This is a genomic window from Streptomyces canus, assembly GCF_041435015.1.
GTDB classification, from domain to species: domain Bacteria; phylum Actinomycetota; class Actinomycetes; order Streptomycetales; family Streptomycetaceae; genus Streptomyces; species Streptomyces canus_G.
Genome location: NZ_CP107989.1, coordinates 8,959,697 through 8,975,578 on the forward strand (window position 1 = coordinate 8,959,697; position 15,882 = coordinate 8,975,578).

Sequence of the window (15,882 nt, forward strand, 5' to 3'; positions counted from 1 at the left end):
CTGCGGTCGTAGCAATAGTGCAACAATGAGGAAGTCGTACAGTACGTGACCATGCGGAGCAACGTGTCGGAGCAGCCTGACGAGGTCGACCTGCGGCCGTTGTCCGCGCGGTCGGTCGTCCTGAGTCTGCTGCTGGGGGCGCATCCGCCGGAGATGCCCGTGAAGGACCTGCTCCGCGCGGTGGAGCCGTTCGGGGTCGGCGGCTCCACGCTGCGTGCCGCACTCAGCCGGATGGTGAGCGCCGGTGACCTGCGACGCGCCGATACCGTCTACGGCCTCAGCGACCGGCTGCTCGCCCGGCAGCGCCGCCAGGACGACTCCGTGCACCCTCGCACGCGCGCGTGGAGCGGCGACTGGGAGATGGTCGTGATCACGGCGACGGGCCGTGGACCGGCCGAACGCGCCGAGCTGCGCGCGCGGCTGACCGCCCTCCGGCTCGCCGAACTCCGTGAGGGCGTCTGGCTTCGCCCCGCCAACCTGCTCCGAGCGCTTCCGGACGACCTCGACGCGGTCGCCCAGCGCTACACGGCCCGCCCCGGTCGCCCAGGGCCGGAACTGGCCGCCGAGCTGTGGTCCCTCGGCGGCTGGGCGGCCCGGTCCCGGGCGCTGCTCACCCATGTCGCGCGCGCGGATCGGCCCGCGGACCGGCTCACCGGCTTCGCGGCCGTCGTACGGCATCTGCTGACCGACCCGGTGCTGCCGCCCGAGCTCCTGCCGCCCGACTGGCCGGGCGCGGAACTGCGCTCCGCATACGCCGCCTATCAAGGGGAGCTGGCGGACACCGTGCCCCAGAGCCGGCTCCGCACATGACACGGCGGCCGTGCGAAGCGCCGTGCGGGGACGCTTCGTACGGCCGCCTTCACCTGGCGAGCGGCTACTTGTAGGTGATGTCGGACGTCGCGTACTTGCAGTAAGTACTGTCCGGTCCTGAGCCGTTCGTGGTCGGCTCCTTGCCCGAGTTGTTCCCGATGTACTTCTGGCACGGGACGATCTTCTTGCCGGAGTCGCCGACGATCGTGATCTTCTTCAGGGTCGCGCTGTCGCCGTAGTTGGTGTTGATGCCGACGAGCTTGTTGCCCGAGTAGGTCGCCTCGATGGTGTTGAGGTTGATCGTCCGCTTGTACTGCGTCGAGCAGTTGCCGCAGGACCGCACGAAGGTGCCGAAGTTCTGCACCGCGAAGTTGGAGACGTTGAGCGTCCCGGCGCCGTTGAACTGGAACACCTTGTCGCTGGCCGACCGCGCGCCACCGCCGGAGACGGTGTACACGTTCGACGACGAGGAGCCGCGGAACGTGGCCGCGTCCTCGCCGACGTCCTCCCACCACACGTTCTGCAGCGTGCAGCTGCCCGCGCAGTGGATGCCGTCGGCGGCGGGGGCCCCGATGATGACATTCTTCAGGACGGTCCCGGCGGCCAGGTTCAGGATCGGCCCCTGGTCCTCGTCCTGGCTGTCGCTGCCCAGGTCGCCCGTGCCGTACAGGCGCTTCATCCCGTAGTCCTTGGTGCCGGACAGCTGGATGGTCGACGAGACCCCCTGGCTGCCGTTCGCGGTCGGCCAGGTGGCGGCGCCGGCCGTCGGCGCGTTCAGTGTCATGATCATGCCAACCGAGAGGCCGAGTGCGGCCATGGCTCCGGTCAGGGCGCGGGTACGCGCGCGTGGACGTGCCGAAGAAGTCATGTCCCGATTCCTTCTTCCGTGTCGGGGGGTGGACGGGTTGGGGGTGGTCAGATCTTTCCGGCGCCCGCGCCGCCCGTCACCGAGGCGACGACGGAGGAGGCGGGCTCGGCGGTGTAGCGGTACGGAGCGGTGGTGAAGGTGCCGACCCGGGAGACCTCGGTGGCGGCTCCACCGAGGTCGTTGCCGCGCAGGTTGGCGAAGCCGTCCACGTCACTGTTCCGGTTCGTGGTGACAGCGACTCCGGTGCTCCGGAAGACGTTGTTCTCCACGAGCATCTGGGCGCCCATGCGCGAGTGCACGGCGGTCTCGGCGCCGACGACGTAGTTGTCGTAGAAGTGCCCGGTGCCGAAGCGCAGACTGGGGATGCGCGAGTTGACGTTGCTGAACCAGTTGTGGTGGTACGTCACCTTCAGATGGCCGGTGTCCTGGCTCGCGTTGTTGTCGCTGTGGCCGACGAGCGATCCCTTGAAGTGGTCCTTGAAGGTGTTCCAGGACACCGTGACGTTGTCGGAGCCGTGGTTGATGTCCAGCAGCCCGTCGTAGTAGTCCTTGTCGTGATCACGGTCCGCCGAGAAGGAGTTGTGGTCGATCCACACCTTCGTCGAGGCCTGAACCTCAATGCCGTCGGCGGGCGCGAGGGGCTTGCTGATGTTCAGGTTGCGGACGACGACGTTCGTGACCTTCTTCAGCCGCAGCCCGCCGCCGGTGAATCCGGAGGACGAGCCGACGCCCAGCACCGTGGTGTTGGAGCCGACGTCGACCGAACCGCTCAGTGAGATCAGGCCGTTGACCTTGACGACCTTCGCCGTGCTGCCGGTGACGGCCGTCTTGAAGGCGCTCAGCGTGGAGACGGTGACCGCGGAGGCGCTGCCGCCGCCGGTCGTTCCGGCGCCGAAACCGATGGGGGAGGTCTCGGCGGCCCCGGCCGGCTGCGGAACGGCCAGCGCGGCCGCCGTCGCGAGCGCGGCCGCACCGGCGGCCAGAGCGGATCTTTGCGCGTGTGTACGTGGGGGGCGAGTACGCATGCGGGTGCGTCCCTTCCGTGGTGCCTGCATGGTGCCTGGTCGGCCATGTACGTGAAGATTGTTCGCCATGTTGAACGACGTGTGCAGTGCAGAGCGGCAATGTGCGGCCCTGTGGGGTGGGGCCCGATCACATCGCTGAACGGAACGTAGAGGGTAAGCGCTTTCTGGTCAACGCTTTGCGCAGAAGACATTCGGCCGTCCAGGTGGCGGAGGGTCGGCACGGGCGAGCGAATTCTTTCGACGTGTGGGAGCGCTTCCATGGCGGCCATGCGCATGCCACGATGCTCGCCGGACGCTTCCCTTCCGCGAGATTTCCGAGAACTTCCGAGAGGGGCGAGTCGGTGGCGACTCCACTTGTGCGTACGTTCATCAGCGGCCTGGCGCTCACCTCGCCCGCGCTGGGGATAGTGGCGATCGACCCCTGCCGACTGCGCTGCCGCTACCGGGGCCTGGACCGTCCGTGAGCGCAAACTGTTCCCCACTGCCCAGGCGGCTGGCCCTGTTGACCTGACCCGGACGCACTTCTCCTGCTGATCGTTCCGATACCGCTGACCGAAAGGGGCAAGGACGTGTCCACCACCCCCAGGAGACCGCTTGGTTCGGTGCTGCTGGCACTGCTGTCGTTACTCGCGGCGGCGCTCTTCGCCGCACCCGCGGCCTCGGCCCGCACCGAGGCGGTGCCCACCGCGACCCTCACCGAGGTCACCAACTTCGGCACGAACCCGAGCAACCTCCAGATGTACCTGTACGTACCGGACAACGTCACCGCGCACCCCGCGGTCGTCGTGGCCGTGCACTACTGCACCGGCTCCGGACCGGCCATGTACAACGGCACCGAGTGGGCCCAACTGGCCAACACCTACGGTTTCGTGGTGATCTACCCCTCGGTCACCCGGTCCAGCAAGTGCTTCGACGTGTCCTCGCCGCAGGCGCTGAAGCGGGGCGGCGGCAGCGACCCCGTCGGCATCAAGTCGATGATCGACTGGACGGTGAGCACCTACTCCGCCGACACCGGCCGGATCTACGCCACCGGCATCTCCTCCGGCGCGATGATGACGAACGTCCTGCTCGGCGACTACCCGGACGTGTTCGCGGCGGGCGCGGCCTTCTCCGGCGTCCCCTTCGGTTGCTTCGCGACGACCGACGGCTCGGAGTGGAACAGCGCCTGCTCGGGCGGCACGATCACCCACACCCCGCAGGAATGGGGCGACCTGGTCCGCGCCGCCTACCCCGGCTACACCGGCACCCGGCCGCGCATGCAGGTGTGGCACGGCACGGAGGACGACGTGCTGCGCTATCCCAACTTCGGGGAGGAGATCAAGCAGTGGACGAACGTCCTCGGCGTCAGTCAGACGCCTGCCGCCACCGACTCGCCGGTCTCCGGCTGGACCCGCACCCGCTACGGTGCCACCGGTGACCGGGCGCCCGTCGAGGCGATCAGCCTCCAGGGCGTCGGCCACAACCTCTACACCACCGGCATGGCCGCCCGCGCCCTCGCCTTCTTCGGCCTCGACAGCTCGGGCCCGGCCCCCCAACCCCAGCCGGGCGCCTGCAAGGTGACGGCCACGACCAGTGCCTGGAGCACGGGCCTGACGGCGTCCGTGGCGATCACCAACACCGGTACCACCGCGATCAACAGCTGGCAGCTGGCCTTCACCCTGCCCACAGGCCAGACCATCACCAACGGCTGGGGCGCCACGTACGCCCCGTCCTCCGGCGCGGTGACGGCGACGAACGCGACATACAACGGGACGATCGCGCCGAACGCGAGCGTCAGCATCGGGTACCAGGCGAACCACGGCGGGAACAGCGCGGCGCCGGGTGCCTTCACGCTCAATGGCAAGGCCTGTACAGCGAGTTGATGGCTCACCGGCCGTCGGGGTCCTCCGGCGGGATGTTCCGGCGCAGTGCGCGGGCGTCCCGCCGGACGGCGTGCCAGGAGCGCAGCAAGCCCCGCACCTGGTCGAGCAGTCCGGTGAGGGTGTACAGCAACACGGACACCACGCTTGCCGCGCCCAGGATGTCCAGGACGATCCGCGACTCCATGCTCGGGGCCTCCTCCGAGAGGGAGGGCGATCGAACCGAGAGTGAGCCGCAGGCGGGATGGCAGGTGTCTCAGGCCGACCACCCGATACCGACGGTGATCAACTGAGGCCCTGCCGGCGTGCAGGCCGCGTGTGAAGTTGTCGCGATTGACGCGCCGCCGATCCGCTCGGCGGACGCGCCCGAAAGGGACGCCGGACCCATTCCCCGTCACAGTCGGCGAACCGACCGTGCGCAGGGGAGCTTACTTCCCGTGCCCCCTGCGCCGAAGGTCCTTTGCGGAAATGGCGTCAGACCGACCGGTGGTACTGCTCCGGAACATGCACCTCTCCGCCCAGCTCCCGCGCGGCATGCCGCGCCCAGGACGGGTTCCGCAGCAGTTCGCGGCCCAGCAGCACCGCGTCCGCCTCGCCGTTGGCGAGGATCTTCTCGGCCTGTCCGGTCTCCGTGATGAGGCCGACCGCGGCGACCGGGAGGGTGGTCTCCGCCTTGACGCGGGCGGCGAAGGGAACCTGGTAGCCGGGGCCGACCGGGATGCGGACGCCCGATGCGTTGCCACCGGTGGAGACGTCCAGGAGGTCGATGCCGTGGGCCTGAAGGTCGTGGGCGAAGCGGACGGTGTCGTCCGGGGTCCAGCCGCCCTCCTCCAGCCAGTCGGTCGCCGAGACGCGGAAGAAGAGGGGCTTGTCCTCGGGCCAGACCTCGCGTACCGCGTCGACGACCTCCAGAGCGAAGCGGGTGCGGTTCTCGTAGGAGCCGCCGTACTCGTCGGTGCGGTGATTGCTGTGCGGGGAGAGGAAGTTGCCGATCAGATAGCCGTGGGCGCCGTGGATCTCGGCGACTTCGAAACCGGCGGCGAGGGCGCGACGGGCAGCGTCCGCGAACTGGCCCACCACTTGAGCGATGTGATCAGCCGTCAGCTCTGTCGGAACCGGGTGCTTCGTGTCGTACGCAAGCGCGCTGGGGCCCAGCGACTGCCATCCTCGCGCGTTCGGGGCGAGCGGTGCGCCGCCCTTCCACGGCTGGTCGGTGGAGGCCTTGCGGCCGGCATGCGCGAGCTGGATTCCCGGGACCGTGCCCTGGGAGACCAGGAAGCGGGTGATACGGCGGAACGACTCGACCTGGGTGTCGTTCCAGATGCCGAGGTCGTAGGGGGAGATACGGCCCTCGGGGCTGACGCCGGTGGCCTCGACGATGATCAGGCCGGTGCCGCCGGCCGCGCGCGCCGCGTAGTGCGCGAAGTGCCAGTCCTTCGGGGCGCCGGCCTCGGGACCCTCAGGAACGGCCGAGTACTGGCACATCGGCGGCATCCACACCCGGTTCGGGATCGTCACGTCGCGGAGGGTGAAGGGCTCGAAGAGTGCGCTCACGGCGGGCTCCATCCATCAAGGCCGGTGGTGGTCGACTCGTACGATAGGCATCGTAGTACGTCGAATGTCAAACTACGAAAGGTCTCGTACAATGGCATTCCCGAGGACCGGTCCCACCGGGTCCGGAGAGCCCCGGGAAGCCTGGAGAAGTGGAGCCGCCGTGACCTCCCCCGCCGTCAGCAACCGTGCCCTCCCGCACCCCGAGCGCGGCGAGATCCGGCTGGAGGGCATCCTGCACGCCCTCTCCGACCCGATGCGTCTGCAGATCGTGCGAGAGCTCGCCGCGGTCAGCGACGAGCTCTCCTGTTCGCACTTCGATCTGCCCGTCACCAAGTCGACCACCACCCACCACTTCCGGGTGCTGCGCGAGAGCGGAGTGATCCGGCAGGTCTACCGGGGAACCGCCAAGATGAACGGCCTGCGCCGGGACGACCTAGACGACCTCTTCCCGGGACTTCTCGACGCCCTCCTCGGTGCCGCCGTCCGCCAGTCCGTCCGGCTCGGCACCGGCTGAACCGGTCTTCGCGGGCAGGTGGTTGAAGAGCAGGTTCAGCACGATCGCCGTCAGGCAGCCCGCGCTGATGCCACTGTTCATCACCGTCTGGAACCAGTCGGGGAACTTCTCGTAGATCGTCGGCACGCCGACCGGCAGTACGCCCATGGCCACCGAGACGGCCACCACGGTCAGGTTGTTGTTGCCCTTGAAGTCCACCTGGGTGAGGGTCCGCAGGCCGCTCGCCGCGACCGTTCCGAACATCACCAGGCCCGCCCCGCCCAGCACCGGAGCCGGTACGGCCGCGACCACGGCGCCCAGCTTGGGCAGCAGGCCCAGCAGGACCAGGATGCCGCCGGCCGTGGCGACGACCCAGCGGCTGCGCACCCGGGTCATGCCGACGAGACCGACGTTCTGGGCGTACGCCGTGTACGGGAAGGTGTTGAAGACGCCGCCGAGCACGGTCGACAGGCCGTCGGCGCGCAGGCCGTCCGACAGGGAGCGCGGCTCGATCCCGCGGTCCGTCATCTCGCCCACCGCGATCAGGTCACCGGTCGTCTCGGTCATCGTCACCAGTGCCACGACCAGCATCGACACGATCGCCGAGAACTCGAAGGTCGGCGCCCCGAAGTGGAACGGCGTGCTGATCCCGACCCAGTCCGCGTCACCGACCCCGTCGAAGTCCGTGAACCCGAAGGGGACGGCCGCCGCCAGGCCGACCCCGATGCCGATCAGCACCGCGATCCGGCTCAGGAACGCCGGCGCGAACCGCTGCACGCCCAGCACCACCACCAGGACGAACAGGGCGAGCGCGATGTTCTTCGGGGCGCCGAAGTCGGCCGATCCGACACCGCCCGCGACCCAGTTGCCGGCGACCGGCAGCAGCGAGATGCCGATGATCAGGATCACCGTGCCCGTGACCAGCGGCGGGAAGAAGCGGAGCAACGTGCCGAACACGGGGGCGAGCAGCATGATCGCGAGGCCCGCCACGATCACCGAGCCGTAGATCGCCGGGAGTCCGCCGCCCGTCGTGCCGATCAGGACCATCGGTGACACGGCGGCGAAGGTGCAGCCCTGCATGATCGGGAGCCGTACGCCGAAGCGCCAGAAGCCGACGCACTGGATGAGCGTGGCGACACCGCACACCAGGAGGTCGGCGGTGATCAGATACGCCAGATCCGCGGGCGACAGTTTCATCGCGCCGCCGACGATCAGGGGGACGGCCACGGCGCCCGCGTACATCGCGAGGACGTGCTGGAGGCCGAAGGCGGCGAGCTGCCGTACCGGGGGAACTTCGTCTACGGGGTGCACAGGGGTGGTTTGAGCCATGTCCGAGACCGTAAGCGTGTTGAACAGTTTGTTGATTTCGGGGGTGTTGCCGGTTCGTTGCCCGGTGCGGGCCACGGGGTGCTCGCGCCCCTAGGAGGCATTGCCGTGCACCGCGTTCATCAGGGACTGCCAGTCCGGGAGCTTCACCACGCCCCGGCCCAGGGACGCACCGAGCTCCGCTTCCGCTCGCTCGATCGCACACCAGCCCGCCCACTCCACCGGTTCGGCGCCCTCCGCCCGCAGCGCGTCCAGTGGGTCCTCGGGCAGGTCGTTGTGTACGAGCGTGGGGGCGTCCTCGAGCAACGAGGTCACCGTCTCCTTGGCGTCCGGGCGGTTGGTGCCGATCACGCCGGTCGGGCCGCGCTTGATCCAGCCGGCCACGTACTCTCCCCGGACGGCGGAACAGCCGTGCACGACGCGCCCGTCGACGTTGGGTACCGTGCCGCTCTCCGCGTCGAACGGCAGTCCCTCCACCGGCATGCCCCGGTAGCCCACCGAGCGCAGCACCAACTGGGCCTCGATCTCCTCGAATTCACCGGTGCCGCGCACGCCGCCGCGCCCGTCGAGCACCGTCCTCTCGAAGCGGACCGCGCCCACGCGGCCGCCGTCGGCGAGGAGTTCGACGGGGCGGAGGAAGAAGCGCAACGAGATCCTGTGGGAGGTCGGTCGTGACTCCGCGGCCGCCCAGCCTCGCAGCACCTCCACGTTGCGGCGCTGCGGCGCCGACAGGGCAGAGGGGTCGAGGTACGCCGGGTCCAACGCCAACTCCGCCGCGTTCACGGCCACTTCGGTGTCCGGCAGGGAACCCAACTCGCGCAGCTCCTTGGTGGTGAAGCGGGCCTGGGAGGGGCCCCGCCGACCTACCATGTGGACCTCCGTCACCCGGCTGGCGGCCAGCGCGGTGAGCGCCGGATGCGGCATGTCGGTCGGGCTGAGCTCCGTCACCCCGCGGGCCAGCATCCGCGTCACGTCGACCGCGACGTTCCCCACCCCGATGACCACCGCCGACCGGGCACCGACCACGAAGCCGTCGGCCGCGGAGTCCGGATGCGCGCTGTACCAGGACACGAACTCCGTCGCCGACCAGCTGCCCGGAAGATCCTCGCCCGGGATCCCCAGATGCCGGTCGGTCGCGGCGCCCACGCAGTACACGACGGCGTGATACAGCTCGCGCAGCCGCGAGGTCGGCACCCCGCCCGGGCCGACATCGATACCGCCGAGAAACCGCACGCGCTCGTGCTCCAGGACCGTCCGCAGGTTGTTCTGGAGCGATTTGATCTTCTCGTGGTCCGGTGCCACGCCGTAGCGCACCAGGCCGTACGGGCACGGCAACCGGTCCAGGACGTCGACGAGCACGTCGGGATCCTGCTGGACGAGGCTCTGGGCGGTGTAGCACCCGCTGGGCCCGGAGCCGACGACGGCGACACGCATGCTTCCAGGATCGCACCGCCACCGCTCCGCTGACAGGGTGCCGCGCGTGACACGCGTACGCGTGTCCGTTCGTATGGAATGTGATCATGCGGTTACGTTGCGTGCGTGCTGGAAGCATCCGTTCTTCATCTTTCTGAACGTCGTCCGACGGACGGCAGCGTGTCCGTGTGGCCCGCGTGGAAAGTGCGGGAGGACGGGGGCGTGATGGCGTGGTTCCACGTCCGGCTGGCCTTCGCCGACGGTGCCCGGGTGGACACGCTCGCGGTGGTGGCCGAAGGCGGCGTGTCCCTGGAGGACGTACGGGCACGGCCGGCGCTGTCGCTCGAGGACCTGGGCGCCCTCGCCGACTGGATCGAGGGCCCGCTCTTCGAGGCCTGTGGAGTGACGCCTCCCCGGGCCGCGGAGCAGCTGGTCGGCCGGGCCCGCCCCGCCTGGCCGCGCGGTAGGGAAGGGCGCTGGTTGATCGCCCAGGAGTACCGAGCCGCCCAGGACGACGGCGTCGACCCGGTCCTCGCGGTCATGTGCGCGACCGGGCACAGCCGCCGCAAGTCGCTCCGGCTCATCGCCCGGGCGCGCGACGCGGGCTTCCTGACACCACGTCACGCAAGACGCTGAACCGGCGAGTTCACCGGAGCATCCCGTTCAGAGCATGTCCCGCATCCGGTTGATCTCGCTCGTCTGCTGGGCGACCACGTCGTCGGCCATCTCCTCGATCCGGATGTTGTTGCCCTGCCCCTTCACGTCCGTCGCCATGGTGATCGCCCCCTCGTGGTGAGTGATCATCAGCGTGAGGAAGAGCTCGTCGAACGCCTTCCCCTTCGCCGCGCGCAGCTTCTTCAGCTGGGCCTCGGTCGCCATGCCGAGCATCGTGGCGTGCGTGTGGTCCTCGCTCTTCTCAGGCTCGTCGTACTCCTTCAGCCAGGCCCGCATCGCGGCGATCTCCGGCCCCTGGGCGGCCGATATCCGCTCGGCGAGCCCCTTGAGTCTCGCCGACTCGGCGCGTTCGGGGGCCAGTTCGGTCAGTTCCAGCGCCTGGGCGTGGTGCGCGATCATCATCCGCGCGTACGAGACGTCCGCCGAGTTGGGAGTGTCGTCGTCGGCCCGCTGCTCCTCGGCGTCCTGGGCGGACAGTGTGCGGTTCGCCTCGCCCGGCTTGCCCGGCGCGAGCACCGAAGGCCCGCTCCCCGACGCCGACTTGGGATCCGCCTCGGAGTCGCAGCCCCCGAGGGCCAGGGCTGCCACGGCGGCCAGGGCCGCCGTCAGCAGGGGCGCACGGCGGAAAAGCACAGTGGCCGCCCATGGTCCCTTCATTACAGGTTCGTTGCCCTCTGTTGATCTGTGCATGGTGAAGACGATACTGCGGTGACGCGTGAACCGTTCCACATGAACGGCACAGGGAGGAAAACAGTGATCCTGTTGAAAGAGTCCCGAACCCGGCGCAGACGCCTGGGAGTTGCCGCGGCCGCCGCGGGTCTCCTGGCCGCCCTGCTGACCGCAGGACCGGCCGTGGCGACCCCCGACCCCGGGGACGGTCCGGCCGCGGGCAAGGGGGTGTCCAAGAGCGCCGAGGCCGAGGTGAAGGCGGCGATCGCCGACGGCGAGATACCCGGCCAGGACGAGATCGTCCACTCCGACAACATCGAACACCTCGTCAACATCCCCAAGGACGCACTGCCCGGCACCAATTCGGACCTGGCCTTCCAGGGCAGGTACGCCTTCTCCGGCAACTACGACGGCTTCCGCATTTTCGACATCAGCAACCCGAAGGCGCCCAAGACCGTCGCCCAGGTGCTGTGCCCCGGATCGCAGAACGACATCTCCGTCTCCGGGAACCTGCTGTTCCTGTCCACCGACTCCTCGCGCAGCGACAGCAGTTGCAGCAGCACCACCCAGCCCGCGACCGAGAAGTCGTCGTGGGAGGGCATGAAGGTCTTCGACATCACCGACAAGACCAACCCGAAGTACGTCGCCGCCGTGGAGACCGCCTGCGGCTCGCACACCCACACGCTGGTGCCCGAGCGCAGGAACGTCTACCTCTACGTCTCCTCGTACTCGCCGAGCGCGACCTACCCCGACTGCCAGCCGCCGCACGACGGCATCTCTGTCATCAAGGTGCCCCGCAACGCGCCCGAGAAGGCGGCGGTCGTGGACTTCCCGGTGCTCTTCCCCGGCGAGGGCCCCGACGGCGGCGGCAACCCCGGTTCGCCCACCAACCCGGGCGTCGCCAAGACCACCGGCTGCCACGACATCACCGTGCTGCCCTCGAAGGACCTGGCGGCGGGCGCCTGCATGGGTGACGGCATCCTGTTCTCCATCAAGGACCCGGAGCACCCGAAGGTCATCGACCGTGTGCAGGACAACGTGAACTTCGCGTTCTGGCACTCGGCCACCTTCAACCAGAACGCGAACAAGGTCGTCTTCACCGACGAGCTGGGCGGCGGCGGCGCGGCCACCTGCAACGCGGAGATCGGTCCGAACCGCGGTGCCGACGGCATCTACGACATCGTTGGCAAGGGCGACAAGCGCAAGCTCGTCTTCCGCAGCTACTTCAAGATCCCCCGCCACCAGGCGGACGTCGAGGTGTGCGTGGCCCACAACGGCTCGCTGATCCCGGTCAAGGGCAAGGACATCATGGTCCAGGCCTGGTACCAGGGCGGTGTCTCCGTCTGGGACTTCACGAACTCCTCGCGCCCGAAGGAGATCGGCTACTTCGAGCGCGGCCCCGTGACCACCGAGCGGCTGACGACCGCCGGCTCCTGGTCGGCGTACTACTACAACGGCTACATCTACTCCAACGACATCGCCAAGGGCTTCGATGTCCTGAAGCTCAGCGACCGGCGCACGGATCCCGCCAAGAAGGTGCGGCTCGGCGAGCTCAACGTCCAGACGCAGCCGGACTACTTCGACTGATCCCCGGGCTCCTGGCCCGTCTCGAAGAATCGCGACAGATCCCCGTCGTACGTCCCGTCGGGTGCCTCGGTGCCCGGCGGGACGCCCTGCTCCCAGTCGAGCCGGTAGCGCGTGAACAGCTCGGCGCGCAGCGTCGCCATCGACATCGGGACGTTCGGTACGACCATCGCGTAGACCGCGCCCATGAGTTGCGAGCGCAGCATCGGGTAGTCGGTCTCGACCGTCTGTGAACCGTGCCGTTCCATCGTGTCCCGCAGCAGCTCGGCGAGGCGCTGTTGCTCCGGGCACTGCACGAAACCCTCGGTGTCCAGCAGGCCCGCCATGTGCTGGCGCATCAGAACGGTCCGGTCCCGGGCCAGGCCCAGGACCGCGTCTATGGCCCGGGCCATCCGCTCCCGGCCGTCCTCGGTGCGCGGATCGCGCTCCAGCGCCTCCTCCAGCGTGCGGTGCATGAGCCGGTGCACGGCGGACTGCACGAGCCGCCGCTTGCCGGGGAAGTAGTACGACACCAGACCGCGAGCCGAACCGGCCCGGTCCGCGATGTCGCCGAGGGTCGTGGCCTCGTAACCGCGCTCGGAGACCAGTTCGACAGCGGCCTGCAGGAGCCGCTCCCGGGAACGACGGCGCAACTCTTCGTTGACCGAGGCGCTGCGCGGGGACATGCTGTAACTCCTGCGTTGACTGGCTCTCAGCCAACTATACTCAAATGCGTCCGGACCGGCCCGAGAAAGGCCTGGTCGGGGCAGCCGCCTGCTCTGGGCGACGCGGGGGATCGTCCAGGGTGGGCGGGTATACGACCCAATGGTGTCCTCAGGCGACCACCTCGGCGGGGTGACCAACCGGTTTTCGGACACCTTTCTGGAATCGATCCCGGGTGTCGACCCCGCGTGCCGACCGGGGTCTCAGCCCGCCAGATCGAGAACCGGCCGCAGCCCGTCGGGCCGCTGCGCCGTCGGCAGATGATCCACGAAGTGCACCCCGCAGCCCAGGGCCGCCGCACCGCCGTCCGCCCGCCGGTCGTCGCCGACCATCAGGACGTTCCGGGGCTCGACACCGAGCGCCGCGCAGGCGGTCTTGAACAGCCGGGGGTCCGGCTTCTGGACGCCGTGTTCGTACGACAGCACATACACGTCGACGTACGGATCGAGCCCGTGCGCGCGGAAGACGGGTCGCAGGTCCCAGCCGATGTTGCTGACCACACCCACCCCGATCCCGCGCTCCCGCAGCCCCCGCAGGACCTCGGCGGCGTCGGGATACGGCTGCCAGGCGACGGGGGACATGTGCCGGTCGTACAACGCGTCGTGCAGGGCGGGATCCGGCAGCGGGACCAGTCGCGAGAGCCCGGTGTACGCGGCACGGTGCAGCTCGGCACTCTCGTCCCGAATTCCCCACACGGCGGCGACCTCGTCCGGCAGCGGCCCCCGGGGCGCCATCCCGCCGGGCAACGCCCCCACCCTCTCCAGCTCCAGCGCGGCCCGCGTCAACTCCGCCTCGGCGAGGGCAAGTCCCGCCTCGGCGAGAACAGCCCTCAACCAGGACTCGGTGGACTCGATCCGGAAGAGGGTTCCCGAGAAGTCGAACAACACGGCAGACATGCGATGATCCTACGAGCCTGCGTTCCACTCGACGGGGAGCTCGCCCCCGCAGAACACGCAGACGAAATCCGCCTCGCGCACGATCGACCGCTCCCCGCACTCCTCGCAGCGCCGGAACACCACCTCATGCGTGAACCGGCCAGGATGCTTGATACGGGCCTGGTCGAGCGCGCGCCCGACCGCCTCCCAGGAACCGAGGTCCGGGCAGTAGCCGGTGGAGTGGTTGGTGACCTCGTGGACCGCCCAGCGGCCGGCGGCCCGGGTGAATCCCATCTCGCCGGCGGCCGTCACATCCGCGCCGCCCGCGCAGGCCACGTGCTCACTCCTGCGGGGCGCGAGCCGCAGGAGGCCGTCGAGGGCGACGACGAAGGTGAAGGGCTCCGAGGTCTCGGCCGGCCCGCGCCCGGACAGCCAGGCGTCGAGGTCGGCGGCGGAACGGATGATCCTGCCCTCGCTGTCCGGCCGTACCGTCGAGCGCAACTCGGGTGGGCCCACATAGCCGTAGCCCCGGACCGGGCTGTCGTTCACGGCCGGTACCGCTGGTGGACCATCACCGCCAGTGTCACCAGCATCGTGCCCAGGAGCCAGCCGCCGAGCACGTCGGAGGGCCAGTGGACGCCGAGCCAGATACGGGTCAGACCGACGCCGACCACGGAGATCACGGCGACGGTCAGAGCCGTGAACCACAGGGCGCGGCCGGCGCCGTAGTGGTGGAGGAGCCACAGGAGGAGACCGCAGACGACCGTGGCCGTCAGGGCGTGGCCCGACGGGTAGGCCGCGAAGTGCGCGGTGTCGACGGGGTCGGGCCAGACGGGGCGCGGGCGGCCGACCGCGGCCTTCAGGATCTGCTGGAGCAGTGTGCCCAGCGCACAGGTGGCCGCCAGCCATACGGCGGTCCACCGGGCGTTGCGCCGCCACACCAGCCAGATCACGGCGATCGCAGCCAGGATGCGCATCGCCCAGGGGTCCCAGACCCAGTCCGTGAGGATGCGGAAGGCGTGGGTGACACCCGGCTCGTCGACCGCCCAGCGGTGGGTCGTGTCGGCGATGTCGCGGTCCACGGTGAGCAACGGATGCCACTCGACCACGACCAGGACGAGCAGCAGCACCGAGCACAGGGCGAGGACACCGGTCGCGCGGGCGGCGGTCCGGTGCTCCGGGGGGCGGGGCGGGGAGTCGACGGACGGCGTGTGCATACTGCGATCCTCGCCGACCGGTGCGGCTTGAGGCCAATTCCGGGGCGGGGCGGAGGCCGAACACGTACCGGTTCTCGTCGAGTTCGAGTCGTATGTTTCGAGCCGTATGGGGCGTACGCCGCCCCCTCCTCCCGTCCGGCCGCCTCAGAGCGTCAGGAGCATGGTCACCATCGCGATACCCATCGACAGCCGACACGCGCGCGCGAGTTCGGGACGGTCGCCCCAGCCGACGGGTCCGCCACCGGCGGTCGCCGGTATCAGGCGGACGCCGGACAGCAGGACATAGCCCGCGAAGTAGAGGAGCAGTACGCCCGTCACCACGGGGACTCCCGCGCCGCCGTGGTGCCCGGGGGAGGCCGCCATCACCGCCGCCATGTAGACCATGGCCCCGGCTCCCACCAGGTGGTGCAGATGATGGGTGCTCGTGCGTGCCGCCCACAGCGCGCGCAGCGCGGCCCCGCCGAACACGGCCGCGCAGAGCGGCCATGCCCACGACGGTGGTGTGAACACGGCGGCGGGTACGGCCATCGCGGCCATCCCGAAGCCCATCAGCGCCTCACCGCCCGCGGCCCGGCGCTGTTCCTCGACGCTGCTGCGCATCCGCAGCAGGCAGTACGCCCCGGTCGCCGCACAGAGCGCCACCAGCAGCCAGCCGGGCGAAGCCGGTCCGTGCACGCCCACCTCCCCGCTCGACGTCGGTCAAGAAATGCCCGGGCCATGCGGCGCGCAATCGAGCGCAAGGGTGTACGCGGGGAGCGTGCGACGGAGCACAGCAGGTCAGAGGGGTCACGTAGCCATGGTTTACGAGTAAA

Annotated in this window: 18 protein-coding genes; 6 read left to right on the forward strand and 12 right to left on the reverse strand. The window is 69.5% G+C overall.

Going from position 1 to position 15,882, the window contains the following annotated elements; all coding sequences use genetic code 11:
* The first annotated feature begins 51 nt into the window (after positions 1-51).
* Positions 52-810, forward strand: a complete 759-nt coding sequence (locus OG841_RS40805; protein ID WP_328636788.1) for a PaaX family transcriptional regulator C-terminal domain-containing protein — start codon at positions 52-54, stop codon at positions 808-810.
* Positions 811-874: 64 nt separating this feature from the next.
* On the opposite strand, the gene OG841_RS40810 is transcribed toward OG841_RS40805, so the two are convergent.
* Together OG841_RS40810 and OG841_RS40815 are read right to left on the reverse strand one after the other, a co-directional pair.
* Positions 875-1,678: a pectate lyase gene (locus OG841_RS40810; protein ID WP_328636787.1), complete on the reverse strand. Its 804-nt coding sequence runs from the start codon at positions 1,676-1,678 to the stop codon at positions 875-877.
* Positions 1,679-1,725: 47 nt separating this feature from the next.
* Complete coding sequence (locus tag OG841_RS40815) at positions 1,726-2,703, reverse strand: pectate lyase family protein (protein ID WP_371569376.1); 978 nt, start codon at positions 2,701-2,703, stop codon at positions 1,726-1,728.
* Between the two features lie 341 nt (positions 2,704-3,044).
* On the opposite strand from OG841_RS40815, the gene OG841_RS40820 reads away from it, so the two are divergent.
* Positions 3,045-3,167, forward strand: a complete 123-nt coding sequence (locus OG841_RS40820; RefSeq protein WP_328636785.1) for a hypothetical protein — start codon at positions 3,045-3,047, stop codon at positions 3,165-3,167.
* A 105-nt stretch (positions 3,168-3,272) separates the two neighbouring features.
* A complete protein-coding gene (locus tag OG841_RS40825) occupies positions 3,273-4,565 on the forward strand; it encodes an extracellular catalytic domain type 1 short-chain-length polyhydroxyalkanoate depolymerase (RefSeq protein ID WP_371569379.1) in 1,293 nt (430 codons plus the stop codon).
* 4 nt (positions 4,566-4,569) lie between these two features.
* Here OG841_RS40825 and OG841_RS40830 read toward each other — a convergent pair whose 3' ends face one another.
* On the reverse strand, positions 4,570-4,749 hold the full coding sequence (locus OG841_RS40830; RefSeq protein WP_328636783.1) for a hypothetical protein: 180 nt from the start codon (positions 4,747-4,749) through the stop codon (positions 4,570-4,572).
* Positions 4,750-5,036: 287 nt separating this feature from the next.
* Positions 5,037-6,116: an NADH:flavin oxidoreductase/NADH oxidase gene (locus OG841_RS40835; RefSeq protein ID WP_328636782.1), complete on the reverse strand. Its 1,080-nt coding sequence runs from the start codon at positions 6,114-6,116 to the stop codon at positions 5,037-5,039.
* A gap of 160 nt (positions 6,117-6,276) precedes the next feature.
* On the opposite strand from OG841_RS40835, the gene OG841_RS40840 reads away from it, so the two are divergent.
* On the forward strand, positions 6,277-6,630 hold the full coding sequence (locus OG841_RS40840; RefSeq protein WP_328636781.1) for an ArsR/SmtB family transcription factor: 354 nt from the start codon (positions 6,277-6,279) through the stop codon (positions 6,628-6,630).
* Here the strand turns inward: OG841_RS40840 and OG841_RS40845 are convergent.
* Positions 6,550-7,938 carry a nucleobase:cation symporter-2 family protein gene (locus OG841_RS40845; protein WP_328636780.1) on the reverse strand — a complete coding sequence of 463 codons (1,389 nt, stop codon included), beginning with the start codon at positions 7,936-7,938 and terminating at the stop codon, positions 6,550-6,552. The genes OG841_RS40840 and OG841_RS40845 overlap by 81 nt on opposite strands.
* Before the next feature lie 90 nt (positions 7,939-8,028).
* Entirely contained in the window at positions 8,029-9,369 is a 1,341-nt protein-coding gene (locus OG841_RS40850; protein ID WP_365119802.1) for an FAD-dependent oxidoreductase, read from the reverse strand.
* A 159-nt stretch (positions 9,370-9,528) separates the two neighbouring features.
* Here OG841_RS40850 and OG841_RS40855 point away from each other — a divergent pair, with 159 nt between their 5' ends.
* Positions 9,529-9,984, forward strand: coding sequence for a DUF6214 family protein (locus tag OG841_RS40855; protein ID WP_328636778.1), 456 nt, complete (start codon positions 9,529-9,531; stop codon positions 9,982-9,984).
* Between the two features lie 27 nt (positions 9,985-10,011).
* On the opposite strand, the gene OG841_RS40860 is transcribed toward OG841_RS40855, so the two are convergent.
* On the reverse strand, positions 10,012-10,680 hold the full coding sequence (locus OG841_RS40860; protein WP_365119835.1) for a DUF305 domain-containing protein: 669 nt from the start codon (positions 10,678-10,680) through the stop codon (positions 10,012-10,014).
* 96 nt (positions 10,681-10,776) lie between these two features.
* Between OG841_RS40860 and OG841_RS40865 the strand changes: the two genes are divergently transcribed.
* Positions 10,777-12,279 (forward strand): LVIVD repeat-containing protein, encoded by a 1,503-nt coding sequence (locus OG841_RS40865; protein WP_328636777.1) that lies wholly within the window; start codon positions 10,777-10,779, stop codon positions 12,277-12,279.
* Here OG841_RS40865 and OG841_RS40870 read toward each other — a convergent pair.
* The 5 genes from OG841_RS40870 to OG841_RS40890 form a co-directional block, all read right to left on the reverse strand.
* Positions 12,267-12,941 carry a TetR/AcrR family transcriptional regulator gene (locus OG841_RS40870; protein WP_328636776.1) on the reverse strand — a complete coding sequence of 225 codons (675 nt, stop codon included), beginning with the start codon at positions 12,939-12,941 and terminating at the stop codon, positions 12,267-12,269. The two genes, OG841_RS40865 and OG841_RS40870, sit on opposite strands and share 13 nt — an antisense overlap.
* 240 nt (positions 12,942-13,181) lie before the next feature.
* Positions 13,182-13,874: an HAD family hydrolase gene (locus tag OG841_RS40875; protein ID WP_365119804.1), complete on the reverse strand. Its 693-nt coding sequence runs from the start codon at positions 13,872-13,874 to the stop codon at positions 13,182-13,184.
* Between the two features lie 9 nt (positions 13,875-13,883).
* Positions 13,884-14,402 (reverse strand): hypothetical protein, encoded by a 519-nt coding sequence (locus OG841_RS40880; RefSeq protein WP_371569385.1) that lies wholly within the window; start codon positions 14,400-14,402, stop codon positions 13,884-13,886.
* Complete coding sequence (locus tag OG841_RS40885; protein ID WP_365119809.1) at positions 14,399-15,070, reverse strand: phosphatase PAP2 family protein; 672 nt, start codon at positions 15,068-15,070, stop codon at positions 14,399-14,401. The genes OG841_RS40880 and OG841_RS40885 overlap by 4 nt, the downstream gene beginning before the upstream one ends.
* Positions 15,071-15,214: 144 nt before the next feature.
* Entirely contained in the window at positions 15,215-15,745 is a 531-nt protein-coding gene (locus tag OG841_RS40890) for a DUF5134 domain-containing protein (protein WP_328636772.1), read from the reverse strand.
* Positions 15,746-15,882 lie beyond the last annotated feature (137 nt).